A 23,497-nucleotide genomic window follows, 5' to 3' on the forward strand; every position below is an offset into this window, starting at 1 on the left:
TAATAGCTGCTTGCGCAAGTCCATAAAGGCTTGCGGCCTGATTTGAATGAAAATCAGGCGTAGGCTGCCCGGACCGGCACAGCCGGCTGGTTCTGCACATTGCTGGCAGCAATCACGCCGCCACCCAGGCAGACATCGCCCTGGTAGAGCACAGCCGACTGGCCCGGCGTCACCGCCCACTGGGCATCGGCAAACACCAGTTCGCAGGCCGCGCCGGTAGCGCTGCGCAGTTTGCAGGGTGCGTCGGCCTGCCGGTAGCGTGTCTTGGCCGCCATGACACCGGGCGTCGGTGCATGTCCCGCCACCCAGCTGCAGTCCTGTGCCTGGAGCACCGTGGATTGCAGCCAGTGGTGATCATGGCCCTGAACCACCCATAGCGTGTTCGTTTCAAGGTCCTTGCGTGCCACAAACCAGGGTTCGTGCTCGCCCACGCCGCGCAACCCGCGTGCCTGCACGGCCTTGAGCTCGGCTCCCTTGGCCTTCACGCCGCCTATGCCCAGGCCCTGACGCTGTCCCAATGTATAGAAGGACAGGCCCACATGCTCGCCGAGCACGCGGCCCTTGTCGTTCTTGATGGGGCCTGGCTCTTTGGCGATGTAGCGATTCAAGAATTCGCGGAAAGGCCTCTCGCCGATAAAACAGATGCCAGTGGAGTCTTTTTTCTTCGCGTTGGGCAGGCCGATCTCGTCGGCAATGCGCCGGACTTCGGTCTTGCGCAACTCACCCACCGGGAACAGCGTTTTGGAGAGCTGTGCCTGGTTGAGCCGGTGCAAAAAATAGCTTTGGTCTTTGGCTGGATCAAGGCCCTTGAGCAGTTCGTGCAGGCCGGTGGCTTCGTTGTGGCGAACCCTGGCGTAATGCCCGGTCGCGATTTTTTCGGCGCCCAGGCGCATGGCATGGTCCAGAAATGCCTTGAACTTGATTTCGGCGTTGCACAGGATGTCGGGGTTGGGCGTGCGGCCGGCCTGGTATTCGCGCAGGAACTCGGCGAAGACGCGGTCCTTGTAGTCGGCTGCGAAGTTGACGTGCTCGATCTCGATGCCGATCACGTCGGCCACGGCGGCGGCGTCGACAAAATCAATGTTGGACGAGCAGAACTCGCTGTCGTCGTCATCTTCCCAGTTCTTCATGAAGATGCCGATAACCTCGTGGCCCTGCTGTTTGAGCAGGTGCGCCGTCACCGCGGAGTCCACGCCTCCGCTCAGGCCGACGACGATCCGTTTCCGCTTGCCGTCGTGGCTGTATGTGTTGATTTGCGGGTTGCCCATGGCTCTATTGTAAAAAGATGAAAGCGTTTGCGCCTGTCTGGGCTTTTCGGCCCTGTTGGCCGTGCGGCCGGCGGCACAATGGAATGCCCTTTCTTGCAGGAGCTGCCACTTTGCAACGACGTCAATTTCTTTCCCGCACCGGGCAGGCCGTCACGGCCGCCGGCATCGCCACCGGGCTGCCATGGCTTTCGTCACTGGCCCAGGCCGCGGGCCTCAAACCCGTGGGCAAGGCCCAAGCCTTCGACTACGCGATGCTCAAGGGCCAGGCGCGCGACCTGGCCGCCAAACCTTACCGGCCCCGGTCGACGACGTTGCCGTCCGGCATTTCGGACTTGAACTGGGACCAGCACCAGGCCATACGCTTTCGGGACGACCATGCCTTGTGGGGCGATGACAAGCTGCGCTTCGTGGCGAAGTTTTTCCACCTCGGCCTGTACTTCAAGACGCCGGTGCGCATGCACGAAGTGAGCAATGGCCAGGCGCAGGAGCTGGCCTATGACCCGGCCATGTTTGATTATGGGAAAAGCGGCGTGCGGGGCGACAAGCTTCCCGCCGATCTCGGTTTTGCCGGCTTCCGGCTGAATTTCCACACCGATCCGGTGCGTGACGTGGCGGCCTTCCTTGGCGCAAGCTACTTTCGCGCGGTGGGCGGCGAATGGCAGTACGGCCAGTCGGCGCGGGGCCTGGCCATCGACACGGCGCAAACTTTCCCGGAAGAGTTTCCGGATTTCATCGGTTACTGGCTCGAAAAGCCGGACCCGAAAGCGGCCTCGCTGACCGTCTACGCCCTGCTGGACTCGCCGAGCGTCAGCGGCGCCTACCGCTTTGTGATCACGCCGGGCGACACGCAGGTCATGGACCTGGACGTGGCGCTGTATCCGCGCAAAACCATTGACCGCATGGGCATCGCGCCGTGCACCAGCATGTTCCAGACCGGCGAAAACGACAAACGCATGGGCTGGGACTGGCGCGGCGAAATCCACGACACCGACGGCCTGGCCATGCACAGCGGCACGGGCGAATGGCTGTGGCGTCCACTGACCAATCCGGCGCAATTGCAGTTCAACGCCTTTCAGGACGACAACCCGCGCGGTTTTGGCCTGATGCAGCGCGATCGCAACTTTGACCACTACCAGGACGACGGCGTGTTCTATGAAAAACGCCCGAGCCTGTGGGTTGAGCCCAAGGCGGGCTGGGGTGCGGGCGCGATACAGCTGGTGGAAATTCCGACCGCGGACGAAACCTTTGACAACATCGTGGCCTTCTGGAACCCCAGGGACAAGCCGCAGGCAGGGCAGGAGTTGCTGTTTTCCTACCGGCTGCACTGGGGGGGCGAACCGCCCGCCGCGCAAGGGCCGCTGGCGCGCTGTGTGGCCACACGTACCGGCCTCGGCGGCGTGGTCGGGCAAAAGCGCACCGCCTACACGCGGCGTTTTGCCGTCGATTTTGCGGGCGGCGACTTTGCCTTGCTGAACCGCGGGGCCCAGGTCAAAGCCGTGATCACCGCTTCGCGCGGCACGATTGAATTGACGTCGGCCCGGCCGCTGGACGCCATCAAGGGGTGGCGTGCCATGTTCGACCTGCGCCCCGATGGCGACAGCACGGCACCCATCAACCTGCGCATGCATTTGCAGGTCGACGGCCAGTCATTGACGGAGACCTGGTTGTACCAGTGGACGCCGCCGCCGGTGGCGCAACGAATTCTTTATTGAGGATTGCGCTGGCTGTCAGCGGGAAAGCGTTCCCGTTGGCGCCGCCAAATCGTGCATGGCTCGCGGCGCTTCCTACTTCTGGCTCAGCGGTGCATGCACGCTGGCATCCGTGGTCACCAGATCAAGCGGGAAGCGCCTGCCTGCCAGGTAATCTTCCATGCAGGTCAACAAGAGGGGGCTTCGGTGCATGTGAGCGCTCGCTCTTATTTCGTCGGCCGTCAGCCAGACCGTGCGCACAATGCCTTCATCCAGCGCTTGGCCTGCCACGTGCTCGCCCAGTTCGCCGCAGAACGCAAAGCGCAGGTAGGTGATGTCTTCGGATTCTTCCTGCCCGATGAGGGCCCGCTCAAAGCGGGAGAGATAGACCCCCACAATGGCAGTGGGCGTGAAATGGAAGGCGGTTTCTTCCAGTGTTTCGCGCACACAACCCTCAAAGGGACTTTCACCGGGATCCAGGTGGCCGGCGGGGTTGTTGAGCTTCAGGCCGTCCCGCGTTTCCTCTTCGACCAGCAGGAACCTGGAGACACCGTCGATCTTTTTTTCAATCACCGCAGCGACCGTGACGCTGGGTTTCCATCGTTTAATCATGCGCCGGATTATCCGTGGCCTTGATGACCGGGGTCCTGACCGGCCGGCCAGGTGTGTTTGCTAGCCGAAAATCCGGCAGCGAAACTCTCGCGCAAATGTGCCACAAGGCATTGCACCGCCTTGGGCACTTGCTGCGACCAGGGCCTGAGGGCGTAAATGCGCTCGCCGAAAAATCCCTGCACCTGCCACTCAGGCAGCACCTGCACGAGCGGCGATGGCGCCGCGCTGCCACCCGCGGGTGCACTGAAATCCGGCAGCAGGCCGATGCCGAGGCCCGCCACCAGCGCTTCGCGCAGCACTTCGCTGTTGTTGGCCTTCAGTGTGCCCGTGATGTTCACGCCAACCTGCTCGCGGGATTTGCGCTTGCCGCTGCGCACGAAGGTCCAGCTGGCGGTGTTGTGGTTGCCCAGGTAAAGCAGGCAATCGTGCGCGGCCAGGTCTGACGGCTGCGCAGGCACGCCGCGGCGCGCCAGGTAGTCGGGGCTGGCCAGCAGGATGGAGCGCGTTTCGCACAACACCCAGGCCACATGGGTGTCGGGCGGCGCATTCGTGTGTCGTATCGCCAGGTCGAAGCCTTCATTGGCAAGGTTGACAAAGCGGTCGGTGAGTTCCAGTTCGATATGGATCTCGGGATAGCGCTTGAGGAAGGCCGCAACGCAGGGCGCCAGGTGCTGACGCCCCAGCGCGACCGGCGCTGTCACACGGATCAGCCCGCGCGGGGTTTCGACCAGGTCCTTGACGGCGGAATAGCTTTCGCTGATGCGGTTAAACGCCGGCTGCATGTCGTTCACCAATTGCTGGCCGGCCTCCGTCAGGCCTACGGAGCGCGTGGTGCGCCGCACCAGCGTCACGCCGGCGGCGCGCTCCAGCTCACTGATGCGCATGCTGGCCGAGGCCTTGGACATCCCGAGGCGGCGCGCCGCTTCGGTAAAGCTGCGTGTAGCCGCCAGGATGGTCAGCAGGTGAAGATCGGCGACAAGGGGCGATAGCTGGTCGGAAGACATGGAGGTCGAGAGGCCTATTGTTCAAAAATATGAACAATGTAATCACAAAACGGGGCATTATCAATTCGGCTGCGCAGCCCTAGACTGCGGTGAACCCCCAACGGCCAGTACGGCGCCGCCACCTTTCAAGGATTGCAAATGTCTTTATCCCCTGCTGCCTCCGCTTCACAAGCCACCATCGGCCACTACCTGAATGGCCGTGTGGCCGCGCCATCTTCCGGGCGTAGCCAGGAAGTCTTCAACCCTGCAACGGGCGCGGTGTCGGGTTATGTCGCGCTTGCCAGCGGAACGGAGGTCGATGCGGCCGTGGCGTCAGCCCAGGCCGCCTTTCCCGCCTGGGCCGACACGCCGCCGCTGCGCCGCGCACGCGTGATGTTCAAGTTCCTGGAACTGCTCAACCTGAACAAGGACAAGCTGGCCCACATGATCACCGCCGAGCACGGCAAGGTGTTCACCGACGCCCAAGGCGAGGTCTCGCGCGGCATCGACATTGTTGAATTCGCCTGCGGCATTCCGCAGCTGCTCAAGGGCGACTTCACCGACCAGGTTTCCACCGGCATCGACAACTGGACGCTGCGCCAGCCGCTGGGTGTGGTGGCCGGCATCACGCCCTTCAATTTTCCGGTGATGGTGCCGATGTGGATGTTCCCGGTGGCGATTGCCGCCGGCAACTGCTTTGTGCTTAAACCCAGTCCCATCGACCCCAGCCCCAGCCTTTTCATGGCCGACCTGCTCAAGCAAGCCGGCTTGCCCGATGGCGTCTTCAACGTGGTGCAGGGCGATAAAGAGGCGGTCGACGCCCTGCTGGTGCACCCGGACGTGAAGGCCGTGTCCTTTGTTGGCTCCACACCGATCGCGAACTACATCTACGAAACCGGCGCACGCCACGGCAAGCGCGTGCAGGCACTGGGCGGCGCGAAGAACCACATGGTGGTCATGCCCGACGCCGACCTGGAGCAGGCGGTGGACGCATTGATCGGCGCGGGCTACGGCTCGGCCGGCGAACGCTGCATGGCGATCTCTGTGGCTGTGCTGGTGGGCAATGTGGCCGAAAAACTCATTCCCATGCTGGAAGCGCGCGCCAAAACACTGGTGATCAAAAACGGTGTGGAGCTTGACGCTGAAATGGGCCCCATCGTCACATCGGCCGCGCACCAGCGCATTACCGGCTACATCGAGACGGGCGTGAAAGAAGGCGCCAAGCTGCTGGTGGACGGCCGCACCTTCACGGGCGCCAAGGCCGGCCCGGGCTGCGGCAAGGGCTTCTGGATGGGTGGCACGCTGTTTGACCATGTCACGCCCGACATGCGCATCTATAAAGAAGAGATTTTTGGCCCGGTGCTGGGCTGCGTGCGCGTGAAGGACTTCGCCGAAGCGGTGAACCTGATCAATGCCCATGAATTCGGCAACGGCGTGAGCTGCTTCACCCGGGACGGCCACGTGGCCCGCGAATTCAGCCGCCGCATCCAGGTCGGCATGGTCGGCATCAACGTGCCGATCCCGGTGCCCATGGCCTGGCATGGCTTTGGTGGCTGGAAAAAAAGCCTCTTCGGCGACATGCACGCCTATGGCGAAGAGGGCGTACGTTTCTATACCAAACAAAAGTCCATCATGCAGCGCTGGCCAGAGAGCATCGGCAAGGGCGCCGAATTCGTGATGCCGACAGCCAAATAGAAATAGCACGCCAGCCATCAAGGCAAACCGGCCCCAACCGCCATGTATTGGCAGGCGGGGCTTTTTTTATTGCGTGGCTTGACTCGGGTCAAAAACTGTAGACTGCCCTGACAAAAAATTGCAGAAATCTCATGTAAGCTTCATGACAGGTACAAAAAAGCGGATACGCAGACAAAGACACCGAGACAGATCGCGCGCAAGCTCGCCTGCGGGCTGACGTCAATCAAACCAACACCAACGTACTGAGGAGAGACCCATGCTCATTGGGGTACCCGCCGAAATCACGGCCGGAGAAACACGCGTCGCCATCACGCCCGAAACGGCCAAAAAGCTCAAGGCACAAGGGCACACCGTCCGTGTGCAGTCCGGCGCCGGGGTGGCCGCCAGCGTTCCCGATGAGGCCTACACGGCGGTCGGCGCGGAGATCACCGACGCGGCGGGCGCTTACGGCGCTGATATCGTGCTCAAGGTCCGCTGCCCGCTGGACAGCGAAATGCCGCTGGCCAAAGCCGGTGGTGTGCTGGTCGGCATGCTCAACCCCTTTGATGCCGCCGGCCTGCAGCGCCTGGCTACTGCCAAGCTGACGTCCTTCGCGCTGGAGGCCGCGCCGCGCACCAGCCGCGCGCAAAGCATGGACGTGCTCTCGTCGCAAGCCAACATCGCCGGCTACAAGGCCGTGATGATGGCCGCGGCCGAATACCAGCGCTTCTTCCCCATGTTGATGACGGCGGCCGGCACGGTCAAGGCCGCCCGCGTGGTGATTCTGGGCGTCGGCGTAGCCGGCCTTCAGGCCATTGCCACCGCCAAGCGCCTGGGCGCGGTGATTGAAGCCAGCGACGTGCGTCCCAGTGTCAAAGAGCAGGTCGAATCCCTGGGCGGCAAGTTCATCGATGTGCCTTATGAAACCGACGAAGAGCGCGAAGCTGCTGTCGGTGTGGGTGGCTACGCCAAGCCCATGCCGCCAAGCTGGCTCGAACGCCAAAAGGCCGAAGTCGCCAAGCGCGTCGCGCAAGCCGACGTGGTCATCACCACCGCGCTGATCCCGGGCCGCCCTGCGCCCGTGCTGGTCACCGAAGACATGGTCAAGGCCATGAAACCCGGCAGCGTGATCGTCGACCTGGCCGCACCGCAAGGCGGCAACTGCCCGCTGACCGAGCCCGGCAAAACGGTCGTCAAGCACGGCGTGACGCTGATCGGCCAGACCAATGTGCCGGCCCTCGTCGCCGCCGACGCCAGCGCACTCTACGCACGCAACCTGCTCGACTTCCTCAAGCTCATCATCACCAAGGAAGGCACGCTCAATGTCGACCTGGAAGATGACATCGTCGCCGCCTGCCTGATGACGCAGGGCGGCGAGGTCAAGAAGAAGTAACCCATTCGGGACCCATCGGATCAATTGGATTTAATCGGCCAGCCGGGTTCAAGCCGGCGCGGCCCTCACGGAGAAGACCATGGATGCAGTGTCACCCACCATCATCAACCTGATTATTTTTGTACTGGCCATCTACGTGGGTTACCACGTGGTGTGGACTGTCACGCCGGCCCTGCACACGCCGCTGATGGCGGTGACCAATGCGATTTCGGCCATCGTGATCGTGGGCGCCATGCTCGCGGCCGCGCTGACCGAAACGCCGCTGGGCAAAACCATGGGCGTGCTGGCCGTGGCGCTGGCGGCCGTCAACATCTTCGGCGGCTTTCTGGTGACGCGCCGGATGCTGGAGATGTTCCGCAAGAAAGAAAAGAAAGTAGCCGCGCCCGCTGAAGGAGCCGCCAAATGAGCATGAATCTCGTCACGCTGCTGTACCTGGTGGCCTCCGTCTGCTTTATTCAGGCGCTCAAGGGCCTGTCACACCCCACCAGCTCGATCCGCGGCAATCTGTTCGGCATGGTCGGCATGGCCATTGCCATGCTGACGACAGCTGCGCTCATCGTTGAAATTTCAGGCGGCAAAGCCCTGGGCATGGGTTACGTTCTGTTGGGTCTGGTGGTCGGCGGGGGCTATGGTGCCTGGCGCGCCAAGACGGTCGAAATGACCAAGATGCCCGAGCTGGTGGCCTTCTTCCACAGCATGATCGGTTTGGCTGCGGTCTTTATCGCCGTGGCCGCCGTGGCCGAGCCCTACGCTTTCGGCATCGCGCCCAAAGGCAGCCCCATCCCCACCGGCAACCGGCTGGAGCTGTTCCTCGGTGCGGCCATTGGCGCCATCACCTTCAGCGGCTCGGTGATCGCCTTCGGCAAGTTGTCGGGCACCTACAAGTTCCGCCTGTTCCAGGGCGCACCGGTGCAGTTTGCCGGCCAGCACAAGCTGAACCTGGTGCTGGGCCTCATTACCATCGGCCTGGGGCTGGTATTCATGTTCACGGGCAGCTGGCCAGCGTTTTTCGCGATGCTGGCGCTGAGCTTCGTTATGGGTGTGCTGATCATCATCCCTATCGGCGGCGCCGACATGCCGGTCGTGGTGTCCATGCTCAATAGCTACTCGGGCTGGGCGGCGGCCGGTATCGGTTTTTCGCTCAACAACTCCATGCTGATCATTGCCGGCTCGCTGGTCGGTTCGTCGGGCGCCATCCTTTCGTACATCATGTGCAAGGCGATGAACCGCTCCTTCTTCAACGTGATTTTGGGCGGCTTCGGCGGTGAGGCCGGCACGGCCGCCACCGGCGCCAAAGAGCAGCGCCCCGTCAAGTCGGGCTCTGCCGACGACGCTGCCTTCATCCTGGGCAATGCAGAGACCGTGATCATCGTGCCGGGCTACGGCCTGGCCGTGGCGCGCGCTCAGCACTCGGTCAAAGAGCTGGCGCAAAAGCTCATCGACAGGGGCGTCAACGTCAAGTACGCGATTCACCCCGTGGCGGGCCGCATGCCCGGCCACATGAACGTCTTGCTGGCCGAGGCCGAAGTGCCTTATGACCAGGTACATGAAATGGAAGACATCAACGCCGAGTTCGGCCAGGCCGACGTCGCCATCATCCTGGGCGCCAACGACGTGGTGAACCCTGCAGCGCACGTCAAGGGCAGCGCCATCTATGGCATGCCCATCCTGGAGGCCTACAAGGCCAAGACGGTCATTGTCAACAAGCGCTCCATGGCGGCTGGCTACGCGGGCCTGGACAACGAACTCTTCTACATGGACAAGACCATGATGGTGTTCGGAGACGCCAAAAAGGTGATCGAAGATATGGGCAAGGCCATCGAGTGATCGCGGGCTGCCGGGTTTTCCCGCGGCGGCGAGCCGCGGGCGCACCCCGATTTAGAGAGGCTTCCCTCCTTATTTCCCGGGCTTCCTAGGGAAAACGCAATAGCCACGAAGAGGGCACGCCATGAGAATCCATGGCAGTAAGCAATACGTAATGGAGAAGACAAACATGAATGCAGCGACCCTTGACCGCCCATGGCTCAAAGCCTATCCGCCGGGCGTTCCTACCGATATCGACGCGTCCCAGTACCCGTCGCTGGTCGCATTGATGGAGGAAAGCTTCAAGAAACACGGCAGCCGCGTCGCCTACAGCTTCATGGGCAAGGACGTGACCTTCGGCCAGACCGACAGCCTGTCGCTCGCCTTCGGTGCCTACCTGCAAAGCCTGGGCCTGGCCAAAGGCGACCGCATTGCCATCATGATGCCCAACGTGCCGCAGTATCCGGTAGCCGTGGCGGCCATCCTGCGCGCCGGCTATGTGGTGGTCAATGTGAACCCGCTGTACACGCCGCGCGAACTGGAGCATCAGCTCAAGGACTCCGGTTCGAAGGCGATTGTCATCATCGAAAACTTCGCCAACACGCTCGAGCAGTGCATTGCCGCCACGCCCGTCAAGCACGTGGTGTTGTGCGCCATGGGCGACCAGCTGGGCATGCTCAAGGGCGCACTCGTCAACTATGTGGTGCGCAACGTCAAGAAGATGGTGCCGGCCTTCAACCTGCCCGGCGCCGTGCGTTTTAACGACGCTGTGGCGCGGGGCACGCGCCTGACGCTCAAGCGGCCCGACATCAAACCCGACGACGTGGCCGTACTGCAATACACCGGCGGCACCACCGGTGTTTCCAAAGGCGCCGTGCTGCTGCACCGCAACGTGATCGCCAATGTGCTGCAGTCCGAAGCCTGGAACAGCCCGGCCATGGCGGCCCTGCCGGCCGGCGAGCAGCTCACGTATGTCTGCGCGCTACCGCTGTACCACATCTTCGCATTCACCGTGAACATGATGCTGGGCATGCGTACCGGAAGCAAAAACATCCTGATCCCCAATCCGCGTGACCTGACGGCTGTGCTTAAAGAGCTCTCCAGGCACAAGATCAACAGCTTCCCAGCGGTCAACACGCTCTTCAACGGCCTGGCCAACCACCCGGACTTCAACACGGTTGACTGGTCGCACCTGAAGATTTCGCTGGGCGGCGGCATGGCGGTCACGGGTGCGGTCGCCAAACTGTGGCTTGAAAAAACCGGCTGCCCGGTCTGCGAAGGTTACGGCCTGTCCGAGACATCACCCTCGGCTAGCTGCAATCCGACCAACAGCAAAGCCTTCACCGGCACCATCGGCGTGCCGATTCCCGGTACTTATTTCAAACTCCTTGATGACGACGGCAACGAAGTGCCACCCGGCCAGCCCGGTGAAATCGCTATCAAGGGGCCGCAGGTCATGGCCGGCTACTGGCAACGCCCCGATGAAACCGCCAAGGTCATGACGCCCGACGGCTACTTCAAGTCCGGCGACATTGGAGTCCTTGATGAAAACGGCTTCTTCAAGATTGTCGACCGCAAGAAAGACATGATTCTGGTGAGCGGCTTCAACGTCTACCCGAACGAGATTGAAGACGTGGTCTCCAAGCTCGACGGTGTGATGGAATGCGCCTGTGTGGGCGTTGCCGACGAAAAATCCGGCGAAGCTGTGAAGCTGGTCATTGTCAAAAAGAACCCCGACCTGACAGAAGCGCAAGTGCGCGAATATTGCAAAACCAACCTGACCGGCTATAAACAGCCCAAGGTGGTGGAGTTCCGCACCGACCTGCCCAAGACGCCGGTCGGCAAGATACTGCGCCGCGAACTGCGCGACAAGAAATAAACGGCAAGTTTCAGAGCTCGCCGCGCTTGCGCGGCAGGTTTTCTAGAGGGCGGCGCAAGCTGCCCTTTTTTCTGCGTCCCCGGTGTTGAAAGCGCGGGCAAAATCAGGCCATGACTTCCGCTGACACCTTCCCCCGCGCACCCACCGCCATCCTCAGCGCCCTTGCTGAAGAGCAGTCCGGCCTGATTGACCTGCTGGAAAACGCGCGGCAGGTGAAGCGCGCTGGCCGTGAGTTCTGGCTTGGTGCCCTGCACGGCCACCCGGTCGTGCTGGTGCTCGCGCGTATCGGCAAAGTGGCGGCTACCACCACGGCGGTGGCGCTGATCGAGCACTTCAAGGCCGGCCGCATTGTTTTCACCGGTGTAGCCGGTGGGCTGGGCGAAAGCGTGAATGTGGGCGATGTGGTGGTGGCCGACAGTTTTGTGCAGCATGACATGGACGCCTCACCGCTGTTTCCCCGCTATGAGGTGCCGCTGTACGGCAAGACGGTTTTTGAAAGCAACGCGGCTTTGACGTCGTTATTGCACGCGGCGGCGCTGGCTGCCGGTACGGTGCCGGCGTATCCGTCTGCGCGCGTCCACCGCGGGCTGATGATCAGCGGCGACCGTTTTGTCTGCAGCGCGCAGGAAGCTGCCGGTATCCGTGCGGCGCTGATTGCAGCAGGCCACACGCCGCTGGCGGTCGAGATGGAGGGTGCGGCCGTGGCACAGGTCTGCCATGACTACGGCGTGGCGTTTGCGTCGGTGAGAACGATTTCCGACCGCGCCGACAACACCGCGCACGTGGACTTTCCGGCATTTGTGGCGGAAGTGGCCAGCGTCTACGCGCGCGCCATTGTTGAAAAGTTGCTGCCGACGATTTCTGCCTGAGCGATTGCTATCTATTTAATAGCTGCTCGCGCTCGTCTTTATTGGATTACAGGCCGATTTGATGCAAAATTCAGCGCCCAAAACGATCCAGAACGCGGCAGACGACCTTATTGCAGCCAACCACGCTTCCTGAAGTACCACATGGGCACCACCGCGCTGGCAATCATCAGTCCCAGTGCATATGGGTAGCCATATGCCCATTCCAGTTCGGGGAAGTAGCCCTTGAAGTTCATGCCGTACACGCTGGCGATCAGCGTGGGCGGCAGCAGGGCGACGCTGGCCACCGAGAAGATCTTGATGATCTTGTTCTGGTTGATGTTGATGAAGCCGACCGTGGCATCCATCAGGAAGTTGATCTTGTCGAAGAGGAAAGCGGTGTGTGAATCGAGCGAGTCGATGTCGCGCAAAATCTGCCGCGCTTCCTCGAACTGCTCGGCGTTGAGCATCTTGCTGCGCATCATGAAACTGACAGCGCGGCGCGTGTCCATCATGTTGCGGCGAATGCGGCCGTTCAGGTCTTCGTGGCGGGCAATGGCGCCCAGCACTTCGCCGGCCAGGGCGTCGGTCACGTCGCCCGACAACACCTGCGCGCTTACTTTTTCGAGCTCGACATAAACGCCTTCCAGCGTGTCGGCGGAATACTCGGCGTCGGCGTCAAACAGCTTGAGCAGCACCTCCTTGGCATCCTCGATCAGCCCCGGGGCGCGGCGCGCGCGCATCCGCAGCAGGCGAAACACCGGCACGTCTTCGTCGTGGATGGAAAACAGCACACCCTTGCTCTTGAGGTCGTCGTTGACCAGGTTCAGGATGAAAGCCACCCGCACGGTGCGCGGTTCTTCGTCGTCGGCAATCAGGAAGTCGGAGCGGATGTGCAGCTCGCCGTTGTCTTCCTCGTAGAAGCGCGCGGACTCTTCAATGTCCTCGTCCATCGCGTCTTCCGGAATGGACAACCCGTAGTACTGCTTGATCCAGCGTTTTTCTTCGAGGGTGGGAGACTCCAGATCCACCCAGATGGGCTGGAATTTGGAGAGTTCTTCCAGGGATTCGATTTCTTCCTGGAAAAGCCGGCCGTTGGCCAGCGTGAAAATATTGAGCATGACTGACTGCCTATCGGTTCAGGGGCCGGCACAAGGCGAACGCTCAGGCCTTGCGCGAAAGCGCGGTAAAAGGGCGGTGGGATATGGCATCGCTTTCAACCCCCCTTTTCAACGTGAGCCTTTGCAAGCCTGGCGTCAGTCTGCGGTGTTGAAAGCTAGCAACTAGGACTGCTTTCCAAGGATTTCTCCGTAATGAATAAGCGGCGATTATGGCATTTCACACCTGGTTTATCCACCGCTTGCGCTACATAAAAAACTCGATGAGCTCGCTCTTTCGCGCGTAAGCGTCCTGTTCGCCCAGCGCCATCAGCGCCTTGACAAACCCCGGTTCGAAAAGCAGGTAGCTGGCCAGTGCGGCGCCTCCCGGACTGCCTTTGGCGCCCAGCGCACCCAGGCCAGCCAGCGCGTTGTAGGTTCCCCGCGGTAATTCGCCGGCGTGGGCTTGTGCCAGTGCGTCGAGCGACTGTGACGGTGCAATCGCCAACACGTCGACGGGCCGGTAGGGCATGACAGCCGCGATTTCGCGCGGCATCTGCCGCACGGTTTTGCTCACGCGCTGAGCCTGCTCCACGTCGGCCTGCAGCGTGTCCTGAAACACACTGGCCATGGCATGGCCGGCAATGGCGCCCAGCGTGGGCCGGCCGCTCACGTTCGGCCCGTTGCTGCCGACGAAACCGGCGCGCTCGGGTTGCCCCACGCCGATCACCAGCACCTTGCTGGCCCCAAGGTGCAAGGCGGGTGAGAGCGGGGAGCTCTGGCGCATGGAACCATCGCCAAAGAACTCGCGGTGGCCGTCCACCCAGAGCGGTGTGGAGGGGAACAGGAAGGGAATGGCGCTGGAAGCCATCAGGTGTTCGATGGTGACGGGCTGGAACTCTGCACGCCGCCCTGGCCGGCTCCAGAGATCGGCGTGGCGGCCGGCAGCCATCTGGCAGAACGTCCAGTGCACGCCGCTGCTGTAGCTGGAGGCCGTGATGGCCAGCGCGTGAAGGGTTTTATCCTGCAGCGCCTGCTCGATATGGCCCAGCGAAATGGCATGGTGCAAGGTGTCGACCAGCGGTGTGTTGTCCAGCAGGGATTGTTGCGCCCGCACCTGCTGCGACAAAAACAGCGCCGCCGCAATGCGGCTTGAGCGGATCCACGCGGGAACCTTGAGCTGGTAAACCTGCGATGAGCGCAATGTGGTCCAGAAATTGGCCAATCGGCCGAACGCCTGCAAGCCTTCACCCGCATGGCTTGCCAGGAAGGCCGCGTTCAACGCACCGGCTGACGTGCCCACCAGGATTTTGAACGGGAATTTCGGGTCAGCCGCACCGCCCTGCACGCTGAGCATGGTTGACAGGGCGTGAAGCACTCCCGCCTGGTAGGCCGTGCGTGCGCCGCCGCCCATGAGGACAAGGGCATTTTGCGCCTCGTCAGGGCGGGTTAACGCAGAAGAAATGATGGTCTCAAGCGACATGGCCGGGCCGGGTATGCGGCGGACGTGGTGAAAGCAGGCGAGGCATGAGCTTGATCGGCTGGTGTTATGGTTTTTTCGCCATGGGGCGCTGTTTCAGTCTTTGCCATTGCCCCATTGATGGGGCCGGGCCGGCTGCGGGCAATTGTGTCAGCATGATGCCGCCGCGAAAGACTTCCTGCAAGTCCGCTGGCTTGGCCGCTACACGGTTTGACTTGGTAAAAATCCAGAAGAATCAAAGGCCTTCAGGCGCTGTCAGGGCGGCACGCCAGCACGCAGCGCATGCAGTGAAATGGGGTCAAGGAGTTTTTCATAAGGTTTCATTATTTATTGCGGCGCAAGGTTGCAATTGCGGGGCATCGGGCGCATAGTGAATCCAAGAGAGTGTCCCCGTCCGCTGCCTCGCCTTCATGGGCCCGGCAGTGTTTTCAACCCAGCTCCAACCTTGGAAAAAGGAGTCTCTTTATGAACTTGACGATCAGCGGCCACCATCTTGAAGTTACCCCCGCGCTACGCGGTTATGTGACAAGCAAGCTGGATCGGATTACCCGGCATTTCGACCAGGTAGTAGACGTAAAAGTCCTGTTGACAGTGGACAACATGAAAGAAAAGGAAAGACGCCAGCGGGCCGAATGCAATGTGCATGTCAAGGGCCGCGACCTGTTTGCCGAGAGCTCCCACGCTGATCTTTACGCCGCAGTTGATGAATTGACAGACAAGCTGGACCGTCAGGTTGGGCGTTACAAAACCAGAACCCAGGATCACCACCACGTTGCTGCCAAGCGCCAGGCCTGAAGGTCTTTTCGGGCTGTCCCTTTTTCAGGGTGTGCGGCTTCTCCCGAAGGGCCGCATGTCACCGATGGCGTGCAGGCGGAAAACCTGCATCGCACGTTTTCTGTCGCGGCGAATCTGCAGGGCATCTGCAGGCGCGCCAAACCAGACGCCGAAGCCGCTTGTGGCGCCAAGCGGCTTTTTAATGCCTTTTTTGCGGTCAACCCGCTGCAAAGTGCATAATTCGGCGACTAAAAGATTGTTATGAACCGTCTTTCGCAAATTTTGCCCCCCTCCCAGGTTCTGGTCAGCGTTGAAGCAACCAGCAAGAAACGCGCTTTCGAGGAAGCCGGTCTGCTGTTTGAAAACCAACATGGCCTGAACCGCGCATTGATCACGGACAGCCTGTTCGCCCGCGAACGCCTGGGCTCCACCGGGCTTGGCCACGGCGTGGCGATTCCGCACGGCCGGATCAAGGGCCTCAAGGCCCCCATGGCGGCCGTTTTCCTGCTACAGGCGCCTATTGGCTTCGATGCGCCGGACGAACAGGCCGTGGCCCTGCTGATTTTTCTGCTGGTTCCCGAGGCAGCCACTCAAAAACACCTCGAAATTCTTTCGGAAATTGCCGAATTGCTCAGCGACAGCTCCCTGCGCGAGCAACTCAAGACCAGCACCGATGCCGCTGCGCTGCACAACCTGATCGCTTCCTGGCATTCCGTCCACGAAGTCAGTTCTTAGATGCGGTGTTGCACGGTTGCACGCTGTCCGGCCCGGCGGGGTCTTGAACAGGAAAAGTACAAGGCCGCATGAAGCCCACCGTTGTCAGCGCTGACGTTTTATTTGAAGACCACCGCGCCGCCCTGAAATGGGAATGGGTCGCCGGCCTCGGGGCCTCCGAGCGGCGTTTCGACGAAGTCGCCGTGCGGGCTGCACGCTCCGGCGCCGATCTGGTCGGATACCTCAACTACATTCATCCCTACCGCGTGCAGATCCTGGGCGAACGCGAGGTTGCTTACCTCACGAATGCCAGCCCAGAGGACTGCGCCCGGCGCATTTCCCGCATCATCACGCTGGAACCACCGGTGCTGATCGTTGCCGACGGCCAGACCGCGCCGGACACGCTGCTGTCCATGTGCGAACGCGCCCAGTTGCCGATGTTCGCCACACCCGAATCGGCGGCTTTCGTGATTGACGTGCTCAGGGCCTACCTGTCCAAGCATTTTGCCGACCGCACCTCCATGCATGGCGTGTTCATGGACATCCTGGGCCTGGGCGTCATGATCACCGGTGAATCCGGCCTGGGCAAAAGCGAACTGGGGCTGGAACTGATTTCGCGCGGACACGGCCTGGTGGCCGACGATGCGGTAGACCTGTACCGGATCAACCAGACCACGATTGAAGGACGCTGCCCGGAACTGCTGCAGAACCTGCTGGAAGTACGCGGCATCGGCCTGCTCGACATCAAGGCCATTTTTGGGGAGACGGCGGTGCGCCGCAAGATGCGCCTGAAAATGATCGTGCACCTGGTGCGCCGCGAGACGCTGGAGCGCGATTACGAACGCATTCCGTATGAGCCGCTGACGCAGGACGTGCTGGGCATCCCGGTGCGCAAGGTCATCATCCAGGTGGAAGCCGGCCGTAATATCGCCGTGCTGGTCGAGGCCGCCGTGCGCAATGCGATCCTGCAGCTGCGCGGCATCAATACCTACCAGGATTTCGTGGAGCGGCACCGCCGCGCCATGGAACAGGATGACTAGGGCCCCCACGGTCGCTCACTGCGTGTAGCTCCCTGCCCCCCGAGGGGGCCGCTGTGCCTGCGGCCCGGCAAAGCCGGTTCCGCGGCCCCTGCTGGAACAGAATCCTCGCGACCTCGGACCGCTCGCTACGGTTTCTTCACACCTTCTACGCGGTGGATTTCTAGATTGCTATCAAATTAGTAGCTGCTTGCGCAAGTGAGCAAAGGGTTTCAGGCCCTTTTTTCTCAAAACTCAGGCGTGATGATGCCGTACCGGCGCGCCGTTGCGGTTGGGGCACTTGTCCTTGGTGCAGTTGGCGTAGATCGACAGCGAATGGTCGGCGATGGTGAAGCCTTTGGCTTTGGCGACGGCATTCTGGCGTTTTTCGATCTCGGCGTCGTAAAACTCCTCGACCTTGCCGCAATCGAGGCAGACCAGGTGGTCATGGTGCTGGCCTTCGTTGATCTCGTAGACCGCTTTGCCCGATTCGAAATTGCTGCGGTTCAGCAGTCCGGCCTGCTCGAACTGGGTCAGTACCCGGTAGACCGTGGCCAGGCCGATGTCCGACCGGTCTTCCAGCAGCACCCGGAACACATCTTCGGCTGTCATGTGGCGCTGTTTGCCCGCCTGGAAGATCTCCAGGATTTTCAGGCGTGGCAGGGTTGCCTTGAGGCCGGTGTTTTTCAGTTCGTCGATGTTGCTCATGGGAAAACTCTCTGGGTGAAACCGCTGTGTAAAGCGGTGGTGCGACCCTTCTGGGCAGGTGCCGGCCGGGGGCCCCCAGCCGCTACAATGAACGATCATATCGCTACACCCCCTCACTATGTCAGCCATGCCTGCAAATCATCGTTACAGCGCCAAAACCGCTTTCCTGCTCCTGGCCTGCACGGTGCTGGCGTCCTGCAGCAGCCTGAGCAACATGAGCAGCAGTTCGATCAACCCGGTCAACTGGGTCACGCCCTATAAGGTGGACGTCATTCAGGGCAATTTTGTCTCCAGGGAGCAGGTTGAGCTGCTTCGCCCCGGCATGACGCGTGAACAGGTCAAGGCCATCATGGGAACGCCCCTGATGGCCAGCCTGTTTCATGGCGACCGCTGGGACTACGTCTTTACGCTGAAGCGCCAGGGCGTGGAGCCCCAGTCGTACAAATACACCGTGTTTTTCAAGGGTGACCAGCTGGAGCGCTTTGAAGGCGACGCCATGCCGAGCGAAACTGAATTCATTGCCAAACTGGGCAACCGACGCAAACTGGGCGATGTGCCCGTGCTGGAAGCCACCGAAGAGCAGCTCACCAAGGCTTCCACAAAGGTCAAAGCCAATCCGGCGGCAGCCACTTCGGCGCCCACCAGTACGCCGGCGGGCTCTCCGTCTGCCTCCTATCCGCCGCTCGAAAGCCCGAAACAGTGAGCGGGGCCGGCTCAATCCAGGCGACCCAGGCCAGACGGCACCGGGTCGCGGTGGCGGGCGCCAGCGGCCGCATGGGCCAGATGCTGATTGAGGCCGTCGGCGCCAGTGCCGACTGCCAGCTGACCGGTGCGCTTGATGTGGCTTCCAGTCCCGCCATCGGCAGCGATGCCGCCGCCTTTTCGGGACGCATGAGCGGCGTCCTGATCAATGCCGATCTTCGGCAGGGCCTGAAAGATTCCGGCGTGCTGATTGATTTCACGCGTCCCGAAGGCACGCTGGCCCATCTGGCGGCTTGCCGCGAGCTGGGTGTCAAGCTGGTGATCGGCACCACCGGTTTTTCCGATGCGCAGAAAACCGAAATAGCCGCGGCGGCCAAAGACATCGCCATCGTCATGGCTCCGAACATGAGCGTAGGCGTCAACGTCACGCTCAAGCTGCTCGAGATGGCGGCTCAGGCCCTGTCTACCGGCTATGACATCGAAATCGTCGAGGCGCACCACCGCCACAAGGTGGATGCCCCATCCGGCACCGCACTCAAGATGGGTGAAGTGATTGCCGGTGCGCTGGGTCGCGACCTCAAGGATTGCGCCGTCTATGCCCGCGAAGGCGTGACGGGCGAGCGCGACCCGTCGACCATCGGTTTTGCGGCCGTGCGCGGCGGCGACGTGGTGGGTGACCACACCGTGATGTTTTTGGGCACCGGCGAGCGTATCGAAATTTCCCACAAGTCATCCAGCAGGGCCAACTATGCCCAGGGCAGCTTGCGTGCCGCGCGCTTCCTCGATTCGCACGCCACCGGCCTTTTTGACATGTTTGACGTACTGGGCCTGAAAAAATGAATGCGGTGCCGGCCACGGCAGTTTCGGAGGTTTTAACCTGATGGACTTCTTCAGCCTGATGACCCAGGGCGGCATCGTCAGCCAGCTGGTGGCGGCCTTGTTGCTGGCCATGTCGGTCGCGAGTTGGGTCGTGATCCTGTGGAAGGCCTGGCTGCTTCAGCGTGCCGCCAAAGACGTGGCACGCAGTACCGCTGCTTTCTGGCAGTCGACCTCTGTAGAACAAGCCCGGGAGAAAGTTGCCGCCTTCGACCGCGAGGCGCTGGTGTTGCCTCTCATTGTTGCCACGGACATCCAGGCCGGCGGTACGCTGGCGTCGGCGGGCGACAAGTCCCAGCAACTCACCCGCGTGTTGCGCGACGCCCTTCATGACATCCTGGACAAGCTGCAGTTCGGTCAGGTGCTGCTGGCTACCGTCGGTTCTACGGCTCCCTTTGTGGGGCTGCTGGGTACGGTCTGGGGCATCTACCACGCACTTGTCGGCATCGCTTCAGCCGGCCAGATCACCATCGACAAAGTCTCCGGCCCCGTCGGCGAAGCGCTCATCATGACGGCGGCAGGCCTGGCGGTAGCGATTCCAGCCGTGCTGGCGTACAACATTTTCGGCCGTCGCGTCGGCCGTATCGAGGCCGACCTCGAAGGCTTTGCACGCGATTTGCGCGAACTGTTTTTATCAACAGCGTCATCAAAATGAAAAGCACATTTTTTCGACGGGCCGCCCCTGGAAAAAATGGCCCCAAAATTTGGGGAAAGGGGCAGCGTACCGCCGCAGGCCCACGAAGTGAAAAGCGTGGGGGCTCATGAGTTTCGGCCGCCTCGAACGTACCCAGGGCCCGCAGCCCATGAGTGACATCAACGTCACGCCGCTGGTCGACGTGATGCTGGTGCTGGTGGTCATTTTCATCATTACAGCTCCGCTGCTGGCCAGCACCATCCGGCTCGACCTGCCAAAAACCGAGGCGGCCAAGCCGGCAGATGCGCCGAAATTCGTCACGCTGGTGGTCGACAGGGCCGGCCAGGCTTTCCTGAATGACAAGCCCTTGGGCCTGGATGAACTTGCCCGCCGGTTGGCGGAAACTGCCGGCCAGAATCCCGACACCGAAGTGCAGTTGCGCGCGGACGAAGCCGTGCCTTACGGGAAAGTCGTGGAAGTCATGGGCGTGGCGCAAAAAGCCGGGCTCAACCGCATCGGCTTTGTGGCAGATCCTGTTCCGTCCGCGGCTGCCGGCCCTGCGGCGGCCCGGTAACCTGCGCAGAGCCGCCCAGCATCTAAAATCGGGGATCGCCCTTTGGCCGCGTGGCCCCGTATGGCGGGGCCGGAGCCTTTCACGGCCTCCATTTTGTTATCCCGTTTTCGCCTTTCCGGTTCTCCATGCAAGACAAATACAACCACCTCGACGTTGAGCGCGACGCTCAAGCCCACTGGACCGCAGCCGACGCCTACCGCGTGACGGAAGACGCCAGCCGCAAGAAGTACTACGCCTGCTCCATGCTGCCCTACCCCAGCGGCAAGCTGCACATGGGCCACGTGCGCAACTACACCATCAACGACATGCTCACGCGCCACCTGCGCATGAAGGGCTACAACGTCTTGATGCCCATGGGCTGGGACGCCTTCGGCCTGCCGGCCGAAAACGCCGCCATGAAGAACGGCGTGCCGCCGGCGCAGTGGACCTACGACAACATCGCCTACATGAAAAAGCAGATGCAGGCGATGGGGCTGGCCATCGACTGGAGCCGCGAAGTTGCCACCTGCGACGCGAGCTACTACAAGTGGAACCAGTGGCTCTTTCTGAAGATGTTGGAAAAAGGCATTGCCTACCGCAAGACCCAGGTCGTGAACTGGGACCCGGTCGACCAGACTGTGCTGGCCAATGAGCAGGTGATCGACGGCAAGGGCTGGCGCACCGGCGCCGTGGTGGAAAAGCGCGAGATCCCGGGCTACTACCTCAAGATCACCCAGTACGCCGACGAACTGCTCGACAGCGTCAGCAACAAATTGCCCGGCTGGCCCGAGCGCGTCAAGCTGATGCAGGAAAACTGGATCGGCAAGAGCGAAGGCGTGCGCTTTGCGTTCACGCACGACATCCAGGACGCCTTCGGCAAGCTGATCGGCGAGGGGAAGATGTATGTCTTCACCACGCGCGCCGACACCATCATGGGCGTGACCTTCTGCGCCGTGGCGCCGGAGCACCCGCTGGCGCAGCACGCCGCCGTGTCCAATCCAAAAATCGCCGCCTTCATTGAAGAATGCAAGGCCGGCGGCACGACCGAAGCCGAGCTGGCCACGCAAGAGAAAAAAGGCGCGCCCACCGGCCTCTTCGTCACGCATCCGCTCACTGGCGACAAGGTGGAAGTCTGGGTCGGCAACTACGTGCTCATGAGCTACGGCGACGGCGCCGTGATGGGCGTGCCCGCACATGACGAGCGCGATTTCGAGTTCGCCAAAAAATACAAACTGCCGATCAAGCAGGTGGTCGACGTCAAGGGCCAGGCCTACAGCCTGGACGCCTGGGCCGACTGGTATGGCGACAAGCAGCTCGGCGTGACCATCAATTCCGGCAAATACGACGGACTCCATTTCAAAGCTGCGGTAGACGCCGTGGCCGCCGACCTGGCGGCCAAAGGCCTGGGCGAGAAGAAAACCACCTGGCGCCTGCGCGACTGGGGCGTGAGCCGCCAGCGCTATTGGGGCACGCCCATTCCCATCATCCACTGCGAAGAGCACGGCGCCGTGCCGGTGCCTGAAAAAGACCTGCCCGTGGTCTTGCCGCAAGACTGCGTGCCCGACGGCTCGGGCAACCCACTGCACAAGCACGCGGGCTTTCATGCCGGCGTGGTCTGCCCCGTCTGCGGCAAGCCCGGCCGCCGCGAGACCGACACCATGGACACCTTTGTCGACTCGTCCTGGTACTTCATGCGCTACTGCGACCCGAAGAACGGCGACAAGATGGTGGCCGAAGGCGCCAACTACTGGATGCCGATGGACCAGTACATCGGCGGTATCGAGCACGCCATCCTGCATTTGCTTTACGCCCGTTTCTGGACCAAGGTGATGCGTGACCTGGGCCTGGTGAAGGTCGACGAGCCTTTCACCAAGCTGCTCACGCAGGGCATGGTGCTCAACGAGGCCTTCTCGCGCGTGACCACCGGCAAGCAGTATTTCTGGGCGCACGAGCTCGATATCGTGCGCGACGAGCACGCCAAGGTGATCTCCGCCACTTCCAGGGCCGACGGCTTGCCGGTGCCTTACGAGGGCTGGACCACGATGTCCAAGTCCAAGAACAACGGCGTCGACCCGCAGGACCTGATCGAAAAGTACGGCGCGGACACCGCCCGGCTCTACACCATGTTCACCGCGCCGCCCGACACCACGCTGGAGTGGAACGATGCGGCGCTCGAAGGCTCCTACCGCTTCCTGCGCCGTGTCTGGAACTTCGGCGTCAAGCTCCATGCTATGAATTCAGGAGCTGAGGGCGCAGAGCCATCGGGTGCTACAGCCTCTTTTGACAAGGAAACCAAAGCGCTGCGCCTGGAAATTCACACAGTGCTCAAACAGATTGACTACGACTACCAGCGCATGCAGTACAACACGGTGGTGTCGGGCAACATGAAGTTGCTGAACGCGATGGAGGACTTTAAAGGTGCCTCGTCTGCAGGTGCAAACGCTGCGCTGCGCGAAGGCTTCAGCATCCTGCTGCGCTGCCTCTACCCGGCCACGCCGCATCTGGCGCATGCGCTCTGGTCACAGCTCGGCTACGCGGCGCGGCACGGTGAACTGCTCGACGCCCCCTGGCCCGAAGTTGACGCAGCCGCTCTTCAGCAGGACGAGATCGAGCTGGTGTTGCAGATCAACGGCAAGCTGCGCGGTTCCGTCACCGTTCCCGCCGGTGCCGACAAGGCTGCGATTGAAGCGGCTGCGCTGGCATCCGAGGCATTCGTCAAACAGGCCGCAGGTGCGCCCGCCAAGAAGGTGATCGTGGTGCCAGGCCGGCTGGTCAACATCGTCATCTGAGTCATTTGA

22 protein-coding genes are annotated in these 23,497 nt (G+C 61.8%); 15 read left to right on the top strand and 7 right to left on the bottom strand.

What is annotated here, in order from left to right; all coding sequences use genetic code 11:
- Positions 1–53 precede the first annotated feature (53 nt).
- Positions 54–1,268: a tRNA 2-thiouridine(34) synthase MnmA gene (mnmA, locus tag AC1DY9_RS09860; RefSeq protein WP_477666432.1), complete on the bottom strand. Its 1,215-nt coding sequence runs from the start codon at positions 1,266–1,268 to the stop codon at positions 54–56.
- A 110-nt stretch (positions 1,269–1,378) separates the two neighbouring features.
- On the opposite strand from mnmA, the gene AC1DY9_RS09865 reads away from it, so the two are divergent.
- Positions 1,379–2,980 carry an OpgD/OpgG family glucan biosynthesis protein gene (locus tag AC1DY9_RS09865; RefSeq protein WP_477666433.1) on the top strand — a complete coding sequence of 534 codons (1,602 nt, stop codon included), beginning with the start codon at positions 1,379–1,381 and terminating at the stop codon, positions 2,978–2,980.
- A gap of 72 nt (positions 2,981–3,052) precedes the next feature.
- On the opposite strand, the gene AC1DY9_RS09870 is transcribed toward AC1DY9_RS09865, so the two are convergent.
- Both AC1DY9_RS09870 and AC1DY9_RS09875 read right to left on the bottom strand, forming a co-directional pair.
- Positions 3,053–3,568: an NUDIX hydrolase gene (locus AC1DY9_RS09870; protein WP_457281505.1), complete on the bottom strand. Its 516-nt coding sequence runs from the start codon at positions 3,566–3,568 to the stop codon at positions 3,053–3,055.
- Between the two features lie 8 nt (positions 3,569–3,576).
- Positions 3,577–4,572 carry a LysR family transcriptional regulator gene (locus tag AC1DY9_RS09875; protein WP_477666434.1) on the bottom strand — a complete coding sequence of 332 codons (996 nt, stop codon included), beginning with the start codon at positions 4,570–4,572 and terminating at the stop codon, positions 3,577–3,579.
- 138 nt (positions 4,573–4,710) lie between these two features.
- On the opposite strand from AC1DY9_RS09875, the gene AC1DY9_RS09880 reads away from it, so the two are divergent.
- The 6 genes from AC1DY9_RS09880 to AC1DY9_RS09905 all read left to right on the top strand — a co-directional run bounded on the left by AC1DY9_RS09880 (position 4,711) and on the right by AC1DY9_RS09905 (position 12,169).
- Positions 4,711–6,246, top strand: a complete 1,536-nt coding sequence (locus AC1DY9_RS09880; protein WP_477666435.1) for a CoA-acylating methylmalonate-semialdehyde dehydrogenase — start codon at positions 4,711–4,713, stop codon at positions 6,244–6,246.
- A 256-nt stretch (positions 6,247–6,502) separates the two neighbouring features.
- Positions 6,503–7,618, top strand: a complete 1,116-nt coding sequence (locus AC1DY9_RS09885; protein WP_477666436.1) for a Re/Si-specific NAD(P)(+) transhydrogenase subunit alpha — start codon at positions 6,503–6,505, stop codon at positions 7,616–7,618.
- Between the two features lie 79 nt (positions 7,619–7,697).
- Positions 7,698–8,024, top strand: coding sequence for an NAD(P) transhydrogenase subunit alpha part 2 (locus AC1DY9_RS09890; RefSeq protein WP_011485418.1), 327 nt, complete (start codon positions 7,698–7,700; stop codon positions 8,022–8,024).
- A complete protein-coding gene (locus AC1DY9_RS09895; protein WP_477666437.1) occupies positions 8,021–9,445 on the top strand; it encodes an NAD(P)(+) transhydrogenase (Re/Si-specific) subunit beta in 1,425 nt (474 codons plus the stop codon). The genes AC1DY9_RS09890 and AC1DY9_RS09895 overlap by 4 nt, the downstream gene beginning before the upstream one ends.
- A gap of 166 nt (positions 9,446–9,611) precedes the next feature.
- Positions 9,612–11,300 (top strand): long-chain-fatty-acid--CoA ligase, encoded by a 1,689-nt coding sequence (locus tag AC1DY9_RS09900; protein ID WP_457281500.1) that lies wholly within the window; start codon positions 9,612–9,614, stop codon positions 11,298–11,300.
- Positions 11,301–11,410: 110 nt separating this feature from the next.
- Positions 11,411–12,169, top strand: a complete 759-nt coding sequence (locus AC1DY9_RS09905) for a 5'-methylthioadenosine/adenosylhomocysteine nucleosidase (protein ID WP_477666438.1) — start codon at positions 11,411–11,413, stop codon at positions 12,167–12,169.
- Positions 12,170–12,276: 107 nt separating this feature from the next.
- Here the strand turns inward: AC1DY9_RS09905 and corA are convergent, their stop codons facing one another.
- Positions 12,277–13,266, bottom strand: coding sequence for a magnesium/cobalt transporter CorA (corA, locus tag AC1DY9_RS09910; protein WP_457281498.1), 990 nt, complete (start codon positions 13,264–13,266; stop codon positions 12,277–12,279).
- 244 nt (positions 13,267–13,510) lie between these two features.
- On the bottom strand, positions 13,511–14,725 hold the full coding sequence (locus AC1DY9_RS09915; RefSeq protein WP_457281497.1) for a patatin-like phospholipase family protein: 1,215 nt from the start codon (positions 14,723–14,725) through the stop codon (positions 13,511–13,513).
- 462 nt (positions 14,726–15,187) lie between these two features.
- Here AC1DY9_RS09915 and hpf point away from each other — a divergent pair, with 462 nt between their 5' ends.
- Complete coding sequence (gene hpf / locus AC1DY9_RS09920; protein ID WP_007872838.1) at positions 15,188–15,517, top strand: ribosome hibernation-promoting factor, HPF/YfiA family; 330 nt, start codon at positions 15,188–15,190, stop codon at positions 15,515–15,517.
- Between the two features lie 24 nt (positions 15,518–15,541).
- Here hpf and AC1DY9_RS09925 read toward each other — a convergent pair whose 3' ends face one another.
- Positions 15,542–15,868 carry a hypothetical protein gene (locus AC1DY9_RS09925; protein WP_457281665.1) on the bottom strand — a complete coding sequence of 109 codons (327 nt, stop codon included), beginning with the start codon at positions 15,866–15,868 and terminating at the stop codon, positions 15,542–15,544.
- Here AC1DY9_RS09925 and AC1DY9_RS09930 point away from each other — a divergent pair.
- Positions 15,758–16,231 (top strand): PTS sugar transporter subunit IIA, encoded by a 474-nt coding sequence (locus AC1DY9_RS09930; protein ID WP_457281496.1) that lies wholly within the window; start codon positions 15,758–15,760, stop codon positions 16,229–16,231. The two genes, AC1DY9_RS09925 and AC1DY9_RS09930, sit on opposite strands and share 111 nt — an antisense overlap.
- A 68-nt stretch (positions 16,232–16,299) precedes the next feature.
- A complete protein-coding gene (hprK, locus tag AC1DY9_RS09935) occupies positions 16,300–17,250 on the top strand; it encodes an HPr(Ser) kinase/phosphatase (protein WP_457281495.1) in 951 nt (316 codons plus the stop codon).
- A gap of 231 nt (positions 17,251–17,481) precedes the next feature.
- Here the strand turns inward: hprK and fur are convergent, their stop codons facing one another.
- Positions 17,482–17,934: a ferric iron uptake transcriptional regulator gene (gene fur / locus AC1DY9_RS09940; protein ID WP_457281494.1), complete on the bottom strand. Its 453-nt coding sequence runs from the start codon at positions 17,932–17,934 to the stop codon at positions 17,482–17,484.
- A 127-nt stretch (positions 17,935–18,061) separates the two neighbouring features.
- On the opposite strand from fur, the gene AC1DY9_RS09945 reads away from it, so the two are divergent.
- The 5 genes from AC1DY9_RS09945 (at position 18,062) to leuS (ending at position 23,488) form a co-directional block, all read left to right on the top strand.
- Positions 18,062–18,637 carry an outer membrane protein assembly factor BamE gene (locus tag AC1DY9_RS09945; RefSeq protein ID WP_457281493.1) on the top strand — a complete coding sequence of 192 codons (576 nt, stop codon included), beginning with the start codon at positions 18,062–18,064 and terminating at the stop codon, positions 18,635–18,637.
- A complete protein-coding gene (dapB, locus tag AC1DY9_RS09950) occupies positions 18,634–19,476 on the top strand; it encodes a 4-hydroxy-tetrahydrodipicolinate reductase (RefSeq protein ID WP_477666439.1) in 843 nt (280 codons plus the stop codon). Before AC1DY9_RS09945 ends, dapB begins: the two co-directional genes overlap by 4 nt.
- Before the next feature lie 40 nt (positions 19,477–19,516).
- Positions 19,517–20,167 (top strand): MotA/TolQ/ExbB proton channel family protein, encoded by a 651-nt coding sequence (locus AC1DY9_RS09955; RefSeq protein ID WP_457281491.1) that lies wholly within the window; start codon positions 19,517–19,519, stop codon positions 20,165–20,167.
- A gap of 106 nt (positions 20,168–20,273) precedes the next feature.
- On the top strand, positions 20,274–20,720 hold the full coding sequence (locus AC1DY9_RS09960; RefSeq protein WP_457281490.1) for an ExbD/TolR family protein: 447 nt from the start codon (positions 20,274–20,276) through the stop codon (positions 20,718–20,720).
- 125 nt (positions 20,721–20,845) lie between these two features.
- Positions 20,846–23,488: a leucine--tRNA ligase gene (gene leuS, locus AC1DY9_RS09965; protein WP_457281489.1), complete on the top strand. Its 2,643-nt coding sequence runs from the start codon at positions 20,846–20,848 to the stop codon at positions 23,486–23,488.
- Positions 23,489–23,497: the final 9 nt, after the last annotated feature.

Source organism: Polaromonas sp. P1_F6, assembly GCF_056405695.1.